Genomic DNA, 13,303 nt, shown 5'->3' with positions numbered 1-13,303 from the left:
GTGGGCATAAACTTAACTTTATAAAGCGTAGCCAAAATGAATAAATCGCAACCAAATTATGATGTTGTGGTCGTGGGCGGTGGCATGGTAGGGGCTGCTGCTGCACTTGGATTAGCGCAAACGGGCTGGTCAGTCGCGTTGTTGGAAAATGAAGCACCCATACCATTTGACGCTAATAGCGTACCGGATTTACGGGTTTCGGCTATTGGTTGTACATCAGTCGCATTGCTAAAGCAGCTTGGGGCTTGGTCGCGAGTTCAACAAATGCGTTATGCGCCTTATCGCCGGTTGGAGACATGGGAGCAGCTCGGCTCACAAGTTGTCTTCGATGCCACTTCTCTTTCTTTGCCTGAACTGGGTTTCATGGTTGAAAACCGAGTTTTGCAGTTAGCACTGTGGCAACAGATGACGGAATGCTCAAATTTGACGCTGCTGTGCCCGTCACGACTGCAAGCGATGGTCAGAGTAGATGAGCACTGGAAAATCACCTTAGATGCGCAGCAAGAGATACAGGGCCGTTTAGTGATAGGTGCCGATGGTGCGAATTCTTTGGTGCGACGTTTAGCCGGTATTGGCACCAATGGTTGGCAGTATCGTCAATCTTGCATGTTAATCACGGTAGAAACGGATACTGCTCAGCAAGACACTACTTGGCAGCAGTTCTTTCCCTCTGGCCCCCGTGCTTTTCTACCGTTGTTTGACCATTGGGCATCGTTGGTGTGGTATGACAGCCCACAGCGTATTCGCCAGCTTCAAGCGATGCCGATGTCACAATTGAATCAGGAAATAGCGGCCGCCTTCCCGTCTCGATTAGGGGCTGTTAAGGCGATTGCAGCAGGGTCTTTCCCGTTGGTCCGCCGCCATGCGCAGCAATATGTTCAGCCGGGGTTAGTTTTGCTGGGCGATGCAGCCCATACCATCAATCCATTGGCCGGGCAGGGGGTTAATCTGGGGTATCGGGATGTCGATGCATTACTGAATGTGCTGAATGAGGCACGTGAACAGGCTGAGCTTTGGCACAGCGAGCAGGTGCTGCTCCGTTACCAGCGTCGCCGTCGTACTGATAATCTGATAATGCAGAGCGGCATGGATGTATTTTATACCGCCTTCAGTAATAACTTGCCGCCCGTGAAGTTTGTGCGAAATTTAGCCCTGATGGCCGCGCAAAGAGCGGGTAAGCTTAAAGAGCATGCTTTGAGGTATGCGTTGGGGTTGTAGGTGGGGGGACGGATCTCGACAGTCCCTTTCGCCGCATCCATGTGGCCTGCAATCTTTGTCGGCAATTTTTCTGATTGCGCTCAAGGTCAAGACCCAAGACGCTTGGTTTTGACCTTGATGTTTAAAAGCATATCAAAAGCATAAACCCGAAAATGCAAAAAGCCCGCCGAAGCGAGCTTTTCTAAATTTGGCTGGGGTACGAGGATTCGAACCTCGGAATGCTGGAATCAGAATCCAGTGCCTTACCGCTTGGCGATACCCCAAAAATGGTGGCTACGACGGGAATCGAACCTGTGACCCCAGCATTATGAGTGCTGTGCTCTAACCAGCTGAGCTACGTAGCCATCCTAAAGTCTTTTTTTGAGAAGAAATTGTATGGCTGGGATACCAGGATTCGAACCTGGGAATGCCAGGATCAAAACCTGGTGCCTTACCGCTTGGCGATATCCCAACTGAAATACAATTCTTTTTTTACATCGCAACTTTGCTGTCTTACAACGCTTTAGTCTTACAACTCACCATCAAAAAGATGGCTGGGATACCAGGATTCGAACCTGGGAATGCCAGGATCAAAACCTGGTGCCTTACCGCTTGGCGATATCCCATCCGCTGTAAACAAACCGATGACAAATAATGGTGCGGGAGGCGAGACTTGAACTCGCACACCTTGCGGCGCTAGAACCTAAATCTAGTGCGTCTACCAATTTCGCCACTCCCGCAAAAAGATGGTGGCTACGACGGGAATCGAACCTGTGACCCCAGCATTATGAGTGCTGTGCTCTAACCAGCTGAGCTACGTAGCCATCTTTATTTCGCATTACCTTCATCGGCGTTGCGGGGCGCATTATGCGTATATGGCCGAATTGCGTCAACTAATTTTTTCCCGAAAAAGCGCTGAAAGGGTTCGTTTGTTTGGCTTGTGAACAGTCTGGCGATTAAATGAACGAAAAAGGTAATTAATTATTGAATTTGCCAGCAAAAGGAATCTTTGACGAGATTCACAGTACTCGACTTGAGGCTGCCTAAGGCACATAAATAAACAAGGCCGCCTTAGGCGACCTTGTTAGCAGAGAATGAATACAGAAAGGATAATTATCCGTAAACGAACTCAGTTATTTATAGGCGTCCTGATGGACACCGACCGCACGACCAGATGGGTCATCCATTTTTTTGAATGATTCATCCCACTCAATAGCTTTGGCTGATGAGCATGCGACGGATGGCCCGCCAGGGACACATTCAGCAGCACTTGGCAGCGGGAACAGTTCTTCGAAGATTTCACGATACAAATAGCCTTCTTTTGAGGATGGCGTGTTGTACGGGAAACGGAAGTGAGCTGTTTCCATCTGTTGGTCAGTGACTTGCTCAGCAGCTTTCTCTTTTAATGTGTCAATCCAGCTATAACCCACACCATCAGAGAATTGCTCTTTCTGGCGCCATGCAACACTGTGTGGCAAGTAAGATTCGAAACATTCACGCAGGACGTGTTTTTCCATTTTGCCATTGCCGCACATTTTATCTTGCGGATTGATACGCATCGCGACATCAAGGAAGTTCTTATCTAAGAATGGCACGCGGGCTTCAACACCCCAAGCTGACATGGCTTTGTTGGCACGGGCGCAGTCAAACATGTGCAGAGCCAACAGTTTACGGACTGTTTCTTCATGCAATTCTTTGGCGTTTGGCGCTTTGTGGAAATAAAGGTAACCACCGAAAACTTCGTCTGAACCTTCGCCAGACAGCACCATTTTGATGCCCATGGCCTTAATTTTACGCGACATCAAATACATCGGCGTTGAGGCACGGATAGTGGTCACGTCATAGGTTTCAATGTGATAAATCACATCGCGGATGGCATCCAGACCTTCTTGCACGGTGAAATGAATTTCATGGTGCACGGTACCTAAGTGGTTAGCCACTTCTTGCGCGGCACGTAAGTCAGGTGAACCGATCAAACCGACGGCAAAGGAGTGCAGTTGTGGCCACCAAGCTTCGCTACGTTCGTCGTCTTCGACTCGGCGCGCTGCAAATTTTTTGGTGATGGCGGAAATAACCGAAGAGTCCAGACCACCAGATAACAACACGCCATAAGGCACATCCGACATCAGATGGCTTTTAACGGCATCTTCTAATGCATTAGCCAATTCGACTTTATCGGTGACATTGTTTTTGACGTTATCGTAATCAAACCAGTCACGATGGTAATACTCGCGAATCTCACCGTCTTGGCTCCACAGGTAGCTACCTGCTGGGAACTCTTTGATGGTACGGCAAACAGGCACCAGCGCTTTCATTTCTGAGGCGATATACATGTTGCCATGTTCGTCGTGGCCCATATACAGCGGAATAATACCCAGATGGTCACGACCAATCAGGTAAGCATCTTTCTCTGTATCGTATAAAACGAAAGCAAACATGCCTTGTAGGTCATCAAGGAATTCTGGACCTTTCTCTTGATACAGCGCCAAAATAACTTCGCAATCTGAACCCGTTTGGAATGCGTAGCGGTCGCCATACTGCTGACGTAATGCCTGATGATTATAGATTTCACCGTTAACCGCCAGAATATGAGTACGCGCCTCATTAAGAAGGGGTTGAGCCCCCGTATTGACGTCGACAATAGATAGACGTTCGTGGGCGAGAATTGCTTTATCATTTGCCCATACACCAGACCAATCCGGCCCGCGGTGGCGCATTAAACGTGACATTTCCAGCGCTTTTTTGCGCAATTCAATGGGGTCGGTTTTAAGGTCGAGGACCCCGAAAATAGAACACATAGTAATCTCCCTAACTTCTTTGCTTTGGCGGTGATGATGTTGAATTTGAGTCGTTCATCGCTGGTGCTTTTTTTTGCAAACTTGCTTGTGATTGATGCAAGTTATGCCCCATGACGATGCAGTCATCCGAATATTATTAAGCTGTATGCAATAAATAGATGCAAAAAACACGCCAATTTACTGGTGCCATGTTTTAGCAACGTCAACTGGCACAGCAACATACGTATCCTCAAGGACTGAGCCTGCTAGGTCAGTCACCCGCAAGCAACCCTGAAACCTTAAGTACGAAGGGCCTAAAAAGAAAATGCGCTAAAACAGGGCGTAATGGCAAGAAACTTTGGTGCATTGCACTAAAAAAGGGATGGGAGCAAAAAGAGGGTGGCGGCCATGACCGCCAACTGAGGTTTAGATGATATCGATTTCAGCAACAGAAGGGTAAACGTAACTCGGGCGGAATGGCATGGCTTCGATATCTGGCAAGGTTGAAACACCCGACAGGACCAAAATGGTTTCAAGACCTGCTTGGAAACCGGCCAAAATATCGGTGCGTAAGTTATCGCCCACAATCACGGTACTTTCCGAGTGTGCCTGCATTTTATTCAGTGCAGCGCGGATGATCCACGGGCTAGGTTTGCCAACATAAAATGGCTTGCGACCCGAGATTTTCTCAATGGGAGCGCAGAGTGCACCACAGGCCGGTGAAAAGCCGTGACCGTGACTATCTGGGTTGGTGGCGATAAAACGCGCGCCATTGGCAACGAAATAGGCAGCTTTATGCATCATGTCCCAGTTGTAGGAGCGTGTTTCCCCCACGATAACAAAATCAGGATTGATATCCGTGATGGTGAAGCCTGCTTTATACAATTCGTGAACTAATGCGCCTTCGCCAATCACATAGGCTTTTTTACCATCCTGACGGCGCAGGAAATCTGCCGTCGCCATTGCGGAGGTATAAAACGCACTCTCTGGCACATCAAGCCCAGCGGTGATGAAACGGTTAGCTAAGTCTTGTGCAGTTTGTGAGGGATAATTGGTCAAAATAACCAATGGCATTCCGGCGTTTTGCACTCGGGCCAAAAAGTCATTGGCACCCTGTATCGCTTTATTGTCATGTAGCAACACACCATCGATATCACAGATAACGCTTTTAATTGTCATTGTTTCAATTACTCTTTTCGCGCGGTAATGAGCCACTATAACATGGTCAATGATGAGAAAGACCCTGCAACGCCCCTATCTCAGGTTAGTTTTCCAATAAACGCTGCAACAAGACTCCATTCAACATGGCACGTTTAGCCAAGGCAAAAGCCCCGATCGCGGATTGATGATCTAGCTGTGAAGTGACGATAGGCAAATTCTGGCGGAAGTTTTTTAAGACTTGCGTGTTAATACAGCCTTGGATTGCAGGAAGCAGGATTTTGTCGGCTTCAATGATTTCACCGGCGATTACCACTTTTTGCGGATTGAATAAGTTAATCGCGATAGAAATTGCCTTGCCCAAATAGCGGCCCACATGCTCAATCACTTCACTTGCCAACAAATCACCTCGATTAGCGGCTTTGCAGATGGCACCAATATGGCAATCATCCAGTGTTAGCTTGCTAGGGTAGCCTTGTGCGAGCAGATGCCGCACACGATTTTCAATCGCGGCATTGGACGCAACGGTTTCTAGGCAACCAAAGTTACCGCAATAACAACGTTCACCTAAAGGGTCGATTTGGATGTGGCCGATTTCACCCACATTGCCATTGCTGCCTAAAAAGATCTGGCTGTTAACGATAATACCGGCACCGGTTCCTCGGTGCAGGCGAACCAATATGGAGTCTTCGCAATCACGGGTTGCACCGAAATAGTGCTCAGCCAGCGCCAAGCTACGAATATCGTGGCCCACAAAGCTGGTGACGTTAAACCGATTTTGCAGATTTTCGACTAATGGCCAGTTGTTGACACTGATGTGCGGCATGTAGCGCACGATACCTTTACTCGGCTCAACCAGCCCTGGGAGGATAACGGCAATGGCAATTAATTCCCGTAATTTTCGCTGATAGGCGTCGATAAACTGGCTGATTATGTTAAACAGCGCGTGTTCCAACGTTTCTTGCGTACGTTCGGGTAACGAATAATGTTCTTCACCCAGTGACTTGCCACTCATGTCAAACAGGGTAATGGTGGCGTCATGGCGGCCTAAGCGGACGGCAATCGTGTGGAACTGGCGATTTTCTGTGACGATGGAGATGGCTCGGCGACCACCGGTGGAGGCTTGCTGATCGACTTCTTTGATCAGCCCGCGCTCCAACAGTTGACGGGTAATTTTGGTGACGCTGGCGGGCGCTAGCTGGCTGAGATCGGCAATTTGAATGCGCGAAATCGGGCCTTGTTGGTCAATGAGCCGGTAAACGACGGCACCATTGAGTTGTTTCACAAGATCCACATTACCAATTTGTGACTGTCCGCCAGTGCTCATCAATACAATTACTCGCTTATTTTAAAACCTCGTTACCATTAACGATGGTTTTAGTGATTTTATAATCGCGGGTAAAGGCAGTCAGGTTGGCTACTTTGCCGACTTCAATGCTCCCTAACTGCTTCTCCACGCCAATGGCGCGGGCCGCATAAAGTGTCGCCATACGCAATGCTTCATCGAGCGCGATGCCAACATGTTCCACACTGTTTTGAACGGCTTCGATCATCGTCAGTGCTGAACCGCTTAGTGTGCCATTCTCATCCACACATAAACCATCACGATAGTATATTGTTTTACCGGCAAAAATAAATTGATCAATTTCAGCGCCTGCGGGTGCAGTCGCGTCGGTGACCAGTACCAGTTTGTCGCCTTTCAGATGTTTTGCTGCCCGGATATTAGCCCAATCAACATGCAAACCATCCGCAATCACGCCGGTATAGAGTTCTGGCGTATCAAAAATTGCCCCGATTAAGCCAGGTTCACGCCCTGAGATATAAGGCATTGCGTTATAAAGGTGCGTCGCAAAGCCAATTCCGGCAGCAAATCCCTTACGGGCTTCTTTATAGGTTGCGTTCGAGTGACCGGCAGACACTAAAATGCCTGCTTCTGTCAGTTGCTCAATATATTTTGCATCGACCATTTCTGGTGCCAGAGTGAGCTTGGTTATCACATCGGCATTAGCACACAGATAATCGATCATTTCGGCGGTCGGTTTACGGATGAGCGCCGGATTATGGGTGCCTTTCTTCACAGGGTTGAGATACGGCCCTTCCAGATGTAGGCCCAGTGCCTGATGCTGGTTTTTTTGCAGATATGAACGCATGACATCAACTGCATGCTTCATAAATTCATCACTGCTGGTAATCAGTGTTGGCAGGAAACTGGTGCAACCTGATTTTTCATTTGCGCGTTGCATAATGACCAACGTCTCTTCTGAGATAGCCTCAAGAGAATCATTGAATTGCACGCCGCCGCAACCATTTAACTGAACATCAATAAAACCGGGGGCCAGAATGGCACCACCCAAATCACGTATCTCAATACCAGCCGGAAGTTCATCGACAGGACAGATACGTTCGATCAATCCATCAGCCACGACAACAGCATGATTATCCAGTACTTCATGGCTGGTATAAATACGGCCGTGAGTTAAAGCGTACATCTTAGCCCCCTTATAAAAATTAAAGATTCTTGACGTTTTCAGCTTCTAATTCGCGGAAATATTTTACCGTTTTCACTTTCAATTCCATCGTGGACGGTTCGTCACACACCATGATGGCCTTGGCATGCAATTGCAGGCAACTGATGGTCCACATATGGTTGATGCTACCTTCAACAGCGGCTTGTAAGGCTTGAGCTTTACCGTGGCCAGTCACCAGAATCATGACTTCTTCCGCATCCAGCAATGTCCCAACACCGACGGTCAGTGCATATTTCGGCACGAGGTTTGCATCACCACCAAAGAAACGTGAGTTAGCGATGCGGGTTTCTTGGGTCAAGGTTTTGATACGAGTACGAGAAGCTAAAGAAGAAGCCGGTTCATTAAAGGCGATGTGGCCATCGACGCCAACGCCACCCATGAACAGATTGATTTTACCGTAAGACTTAATTTTCTCTTCGTAACGGCGGCATTCTTCATCGATATCCGGTGCGTTACCATTTAGCAGGTTAATATTTTCAGCTGGGATATCAACATGATCGAAGAAGTTGGTGTGCATGAAGGTGTAGTAGCTTTCTGGGTGTTCTTGCGGCAACCCAACATACTCATCCATGTTAAATGTGACAACGTTTTTGAAGCTAACATCACCGGCTTTATGCATAGCAACCAAGTGTTTATAAGCTTCCATCGGTGTTCCACCGGTTGGCAGGCCCAAAACAAATGGACGCTCCGCAGTCGGTTTGAACGCATTAATGCGATTAACGATATGGCGTGCTGCCCATTTACCCACTTCTGTGGTGTTTTTCAGTGGAATAAGTCTCATCTTGCACCTCTTAGGATTGAGAATAGTGGCTATACTCTACGCGGTTTGAATCATTCAGCTAAGCGTAACTCAGATTCTGACTCGTGCGTTGGTACAATGCATTGTTCATTTTTCGAATGATAAAATAAGTTTTATGTGATGGCTAGTCCATTGGTGCTTTTTCGCTGGTTTTTGGTGACATTTATCACAAAATAGGGGGTTTTAATTTGCGTTACGAAATAAATTTTTTACACTCCAGCATGAGTCATTCGTGCCGTAAATAAATAAAAATGTGCAATGCGTATTTCTAAAAGGTAGTGAGTAAAATAAATAAACTACTTAAAGGGTCCGGTCTCGGACGAATAGGGGGAAAAGTGAATATTCTTAGTTACTTGCAAAAAGTAGGTCGAGCATTGATGGTCCCTGTGGCCACATTGCCAGCCGCTGCGATATTGATGGGTGTAGGTTATTGGATCGACCCCGTTAGCTGGGGTGGCGATAATGCATTGGCAGCATTATTTATAAAATCCGGTGCTGCAATCATCGATAACATGTCTGTACTGTTCGCTATTGGTGTGGCTTACGGTATGTCAAAAGACAAAGACGGTGCTGCTGCACTGACCGGCTTTGTCGGCTTCTTAGTCTTAACGACGCTGTGTTCACCGGCTGCGGTTTCGATGATTCAAAAGATTCCGCTTGATCAGGTGCCTGCAGCCTTCGGCAAAATCAACAACCAGTTCGTTGGTATCATGGTTGGTATCATCTCGGCTGAGTTGTACAACCGCTACAGCGGTGTGGAATTGCCAAAAGCACTCTCCTTCTTCAGTGGCCGTCGTCTGGTTCCGATCCTGACGTCCTTCCTGATGATCGTTGTTGCTTTCATCATGATGTACCTCTGGCCGCTAATTTATAACGCATTGGTGACCTTCGGTGAATACATCAAAGATATGGGGTCAATTGGCGCGGGTATCTACGCCTTCTTCAACCGTTTACTGATCCCAGTCGGCCTGCATCATGCACTGAACTCCGTGTTCTGGTTTGACGTAGCCGGTATTAACGATATTCCTAACTTCTTGGGTGGCCAACAGTCTATCGACGCCGGTAAAGCTGTTGCAGGTATCACTGGTCGTTATCAGGCTGGTTTCTTCCCGATTATGATGTTTGGTTTGCCGGGTGCTGCATTGGCGATTTATCACTGTGCACGTCCAGAAAATAAAGCGAAAGTGGCGGGTATCATGTTGGCGGGGGCATTTGCTGCCTTCTTCACCGGTATCACCGAACCACTTGAGTTCTCCTTCATGTTCGTTGCGCCAGTACTGTACTTCATCCACGCTGTGTTAACCGGTATTTCCGTGTTCATCGCCGCGAGTATGCATTGGATCGCAGGTTTTGGTTTCAGCGCCGGTTTGGTGGATATGGTGCTGTCTTCCCGTAACCCGCTGGCAACACAATGGTACATGCTGATCCCACAAGGTCTGGTGTTCTTCGCCATTTACTACGTGGTATTCCGTTTCACTATCAAGAAATTCAATTTACTGACTCCAGGTCGTGAACTGGCTGTTGAAGGCAGTGAAGAAGACGGCTATGACGTGAACGTGAATAACACGCCAGCGGTTAATGAGAGTGAAATTAACGGTCTGGCTCGTCGCTACATTGGTGCTATCGGTGGCTCAGATAACCTTACTGGCATCGATGCTTGTATTACTCGTCTGCGTTTGAACGTGAAAGATTCTGCACTGGTGAATGACAGTGTCGCGAAGCGTTTAGGGGCATCGGGTGTGATTCGCCTGAATAAACAAAGTGTGCAAGTGATCGTTGGGACGCGTGCGGAATTGATTGCTTCGGCGATGCGAGTGGTGTTGGCTGGTGGTCCGGTTCCGGCTGCAAGCACGGCTGCTGCCGCGGCTCAGCCTCAGGCTGTCGTTAACAATGCCAAAACAGCTTCGCTAGTGTTGGTTTCGCCAATTAGTGGTGATGTTGTTGCATTGGAACAGGTCCCTGATGAAGCCTTTGCCAGCAAAGCCGTTGGTGATGGTGTTGCCATACGTCCTACTGATAAAACGGTAGTTTCTCCAGCAAACGGTACCATTGTTAAAATCTTCAATACCGACCATGCATTCTGCCTAGAAACAGAAACGGGTGCTGAGATTGTGGTTCATATCGGGATTGATACCGTAAAACTCAATGGCCAAGGCTTTACTCGCTTGGTTGAAGAGGGGGCAACTGTGGTTGCCGGTCAGCCTGTGTTGGAGCTTGATCTGGATTATTTGAACGCCAATGCGCGCTCAATGATTAGCCCAGTCGTGGTAAGCAATATTGATGATTACGCCGGTATCTCACTGCTGGCAGGTGACTCTGTGGTTGCCGGTCAAAGCCAATTGTTTGAGATTCGTGGTAAATAATTCGCTAGAGGTGCTGAAGTCCTGAGCACCTGACCTGAGTTTTTGTCAAAGTAACGGGAAGAGAGCCATCTCTTCCCGTTTTTTTTGTTTTGTTTGCCGAACAAACGGTTGTTTCCGGGCCGGGCTTGTTGGATTATATGCGGTTATATTTGTTGCGTTTGCATTGAGGAAAAGAACAATGAGTGAGGCAGAAGCCCGCCCGAGTAATTTTATCCGTCAGATTATTGACGAAGATTTAGCCAGCGGCAAACACACGTCGGTCCACACCCGCTTTCCGCCGGAGCCAAACGGCTACCTGCATATTGGTCACGCGAAATCCATTTGTCTGAATTTTGGTATCGCGCAAGACTATCACGGCCAATGCAACTTACGTTTCGATGACACCAATCCGGTGAAAGAAGATGTCGAGTTCGTTGAGTCTATTAAGCATGACGTAGAGTGGCTAGGCTTCACCTGGAGCGGTGATGTACGTTACTCCTCAGATTACTTTGATCAATTGCACCAGTACGCGATAGAGCTGATTAACAAGGGCTTGGCGTATGTGGATGAGTTAACCGCTGAACAGATGCGCGAATATCGCGGCACACTGACTGCACCGGGTAAAAACAGCCCGTATCGTGATCGCAGCGTGGAAGAGAACTTAGCGCTATTTGAAAAAATGCGTGCAGGCGGCTTTGCAGAAGGTACGGCGTGTCTGCGTGCCAAAATTGACATGGCGTCACCCTTTATCGTGATGCGTGATCCGGTGCTATATCGCATTAAGTTTGCTGAACATCATCAGTCTGGTAACAAGTGGTGCATCTACCCGATGTATGACTTTACCCATTGCATTTCTGATGCGATTGAAGGGATCACCCATTCACTGTGTACGCTGGAGTTCCAAGATAACCGTCGCTTGTATGATTGGGTGTTGGATAATATCTCCATTGAATGCCATCCTCGGCAGTATGAGTTCTCCCGCCTGAATCTCGAATACGCCATTATGTCTAAGCGCAAGCTGAACCAATTGGTGACTGAGAAGGTGGTAGAAGGCTGGGATGACCCTCGTATGCCAACCATTTCAGGCCTACGTCGTCGTGGCTATACCGCAGCCTCTATCCGTGAGTTCTGCCGCCGTATTGGTGTGACTAAGCAGGACAACAACGTTGAGATGATGTCATTGGAATCTTGTATCCGTGATGATCTGAACGAAAATGCCCCACGTGCTATGGCTGTGCTTGATCCGATTAAGGTGATTATCGAAAACCGTGCGGCAGGGGAAGAGTGGCTGACGATGCCAAATCACCCTAACAATCCGGACATGGGGACGCGTCAGGTTCCGTTCGATAGTGAGATTTACATCGATCGCGCAGATTTCCGTGAAGAAGCGAACAAGCAATATAAGCGTTTGGTATTGGGCAAAGAAGTGCGCCTGCGCAATGCTTATGTGATCAAAGCTGAGCGTGTTGAGAAAGACGCTGAAGGGAATGTCACGACACTGTATTGCAGCTATGACGCAGAAACACTGAACAAAGATCCCGCTGATGGCCGTAAAGTGAAAGGTGTGATTCACTGGGTTTCCGTTAAGCATGCGTTACCGGCGGAAATTCGTTTATACGACCGTTTGTTTAGTGTACCAAACCCAGCCGCGGCAGAGGATTTCCTGTCGACGATTAACCCTGAGTCATTAGTTATTCGTCATGGCTTCGTTGAGCCGAGTCTGGTAAATGCTGTGCCAGAGAAAACCTATCAGTTTGAGCGTGAAGGTTATTTCTGTGCTGATAGCCGCTATTCAAAGCCTGATGCCTTGGTGTTTAACCGCACTGTTGGCTTGCGCGATACGTGGGCAGCCAAAGCAACCAGCTAAGCTTTATCTCTGATTCAATTCAATTGGCGTGGCATTGTCCACGCCTTTTTTATTCCTCTTATGCCCATTTCTCCGTTTTAACAGGTTCCGTGTTTTGTTTATTAAACACGCGGTTTCCCCCCGTCGAATGACTCATTTTCTGCTTTTTCCGTTGGTCAATCTCAACTGATTCCTAAGTTTTGTTGTAATGAGGCCCCATTCTGTAAGTCTTTCTTAAATATTCGCTTTACGAATTAACTGAGGAAATATCCTCATTTTTATTCAAAATTTATCCCGTTAATGGGGATTTGCTGAAACCATTCAAGATGTCAATGAGAGACTATTTTCCTCATGAAAACTCTCCTTATGCATTGTTTTTAAAGAATTTGTGATGTCTGTAATATTTTTTCACAATTATGTGCTCATGGTCATATTTTGAATAATTTTCGACTTTTTTAATTGATAATTCGCGTCGCGAAAAATAGTCTGTGTTCCAGCAGCAATCTCCAGAACGTTTATCGACAGAGACGTTTTTTTAAATCAGTAGCCGCTGGTGGCGAGTTTTTCTCCCCAGCAAAATTTTACCCACTTAGGGTTTTTTTGAGGCTGAACCTGTGAGCTGTGGTGGACATAGGCAAAGCACTTTAAATGTGATG

Annotated in this window: 8 protein-coding genes and 6 tRNA genes; 3 read left to right on the top strand and 11 right to left on the bottom strand. The window is 47.5% G+C overall.

Features of this window, described 5'->3' with window-relative positions; genetic code table 11:
• Window positions 1-36: 36 nt before the first annotated feature.
• Window positions 37-1,218, top strand: coding sequence for a 3-demethoxyubiquinol 3-hydroxylase (ubiF, locus tag DA391_RS15835; protein WP_108087943.1), 1,182 nt, complete (start codon window positions 37-39; stop codon window positions 1,216-1,218).
• A gap of 188 nt (window positions 1,219-1,406) precedes the next feature.
• Here ubiF and DA391_RS15830 read toward each other — a convergent pair.
• The 11 genes from DA391_RS15830 to nagB form a co-directional block, all read right to left on the bottom strand.
• A tRNA-Gln gene (locus DA391_RS15830) sits at window positions 1,407-1,481 on the bottom strand.
• 4 nt (window positions 1,482-1,485) lie between these two features.
• A tRNA-Met gene (locus DA391_RS15825) sits at window positions 1,486-1,562 on the bottom strand.
• Between the two features lie 32 nt (window positions 1,563-1,594).
• Window positions 1,595-1,669: transfer RNA gene (locus DA391_RS15820), tRNA-Gln, on the bottom strand.
• Between the two features lie 79 nt (window positions 1,670-1,748).
• Window positions 1,749-1,823, bottom strand: a tRNA-Gln gene (locus tag DA391_RS15815).
• A gap of 29 nt (window positions 1,824-1,852) precedes the next feature.
• Window positions 1,853-1,937, bottom strand: a tRNA-Leu gene (locus DA391_RS15810).
• 7 nt (window positions 1,938-1,944) lie between these two features.
• Window positions 1,945-2,021: transfer RNA gene (locus tag DA391_RS15805), tRNA-Met, on the bottom strand.
• A gap of 309 nt (window positions 2,022-2,330) precedes the next feature.
• Window positions 2,331-3,995: an asparagine synthase B gene (gene asnB, locus DA391_RS15800; RefSeq protein WP_050082436.1), complete on the bottom strand. Its 1,665-nt coding sequence runs from the start codon at window positions 3,993-3,995 to the stop codon at window positions 2,331-2,333.
• A gap of 405 nt (window positions 3,996-4,400) precedes the next feature.
• Window positions 4,401-5,153 (bottom strand): HAD-IIA family hydrolase, encoded by a 753-nt coding sequence (locus DA391_RS15795; RefSeq protein ID WP_049606377.1) that lies wholly within the window; start codon window positions 5,151-5,153, stop codon window positions 4,401-4,403.
• 85 nt (window positions 5,154-5,238) lie between these two features.
• Entirely contained in the window at window positions 5,239-6,459 is a 1,221-nt protein-coding gene (gene nagC, locus DA391_RS15790; protein ID WP_050082438.1) for a DNA-binding transcriptional regulator NagC, read from the bottom strand.
• Window positions 6,460-6,475: 16 nt separating this feature from the next.
• Window positions 6,476-7,621: an N-acetylglucosamine-6-phosphate deacetylase gene (gene nagA, locus DA391_RS15785; RefSeq protein WP_098904345.1), complete on the bottom strand. Its 1,146-nt coding sequence runs from the start codon at window positions 7,619-7,621 to the stop codon at window positions 6,476-6,478.
• A 19-nt stretch (window positions 7,622-7,640) separates the two neighbouring features.
• On the bottom strand, window positions 7,641-8,441 hold the full coding sequence (nagB, locus tag DA391_RS15780) for a glucosamine-6-phosphate deaminase (protein WP_019209243.1): 801 nt from the start codon (window positions 8,439-8,441) through the stop codon (window positions 7,641-7,643).
• A gap of 353 nt (window positions 8,442-8,794) precedes the next feature.
• Between nagB and nagE the strand changes: the two genes are divergently transcribed.
• Both nagE and glnS read left to right on the top strand, forming a co-directional pair.
• On the top strand, window positions 8,795-10,822 hold the full coding sequence (gene nagE, locus DA391_RS15775) for an N-acetylglucosamine-specific PTS transporter subunit IIBC (RefSeq protein WP_050082442.1): 2,028 nt from the start codon (window positions 8,795-8,797) through the stop codon (window positions 10,820-10,822).
• A 178-nt stretch (window positions 10,823-11,000) separates the two neighbouring features.
• On the top strand, window positions 11,001-12,668 hold the full coding sequence (gene glnS / locus DA391_RS15770) for a glutamine--tRNA ligase (protein WP_050082444.1): 1,668 nt from the start codon (window positions 11,001-11,003) through the stop codon (window positions 12,666-12,668).
• Window positions 12,669-13,303 lie beyond the last annotated feature (635 nt).

Origin of the sequence: Yersinia massiliensis, from assembly GCF_003048255.1 — a bacterium.
GTDB classification, from domain to species: domain Bacteria; phylum Pseudomonadota; class Gammaproteobacteria; order Enterobacterales; family Enterobacteriaceae; genus Yersinia; species Yersinia massiliensis_A.
This window is presented reverse-complemented; position numbering and strand designations above follow the sequence as displayed.

Coding starts and splice junctions, on each gene's coding strand:
- ubiF (WP_108087943.1), top strand. CDS start 37: ATGAATAAATCGCAACCAAATTATGATGTTGTGGTCGTGGGCGGTGGC.
- asnB (WP_050082436.1), bottom strand. CDS start 3,995: ATGTGTTCTATTTTCGGGGTCCTCGACCTTAAAACCGACCCCATTGAA.
- DA391_RS15795 (WP_049606377.1), bottom strand. CDS start 5,153: ATGACAATTAAAAGCGTTATCTGTGATATCGATGGTGTGTTGCTACAT.
- nagC (WP_050082438.1), bottom strand. CDS start 6,459: ATGAGCACTGGCGGACAGTCACAAATTGGTAATGTGGATCTTGTGAAA.
- nagA (WP_098904345.1), bottom strand. CDS start 7,621: ATGTACGCTTTAACTCACGGCCGTATTTATACCAGCCATGAAGTACTG.
- nagB (WP_019209243.1), bottom strand. CDS start 8,441: ATGAGACTTATTCCACTGAAAAACACCACAGAAGTGGGTAAATGGGCA.
- glnS (WP_050082444.1), top strand. CDS start 11,001: ATGAGTGAGGCAGAAGCCCGCCCGAGTAATTTTATCCGTCAGATTATT.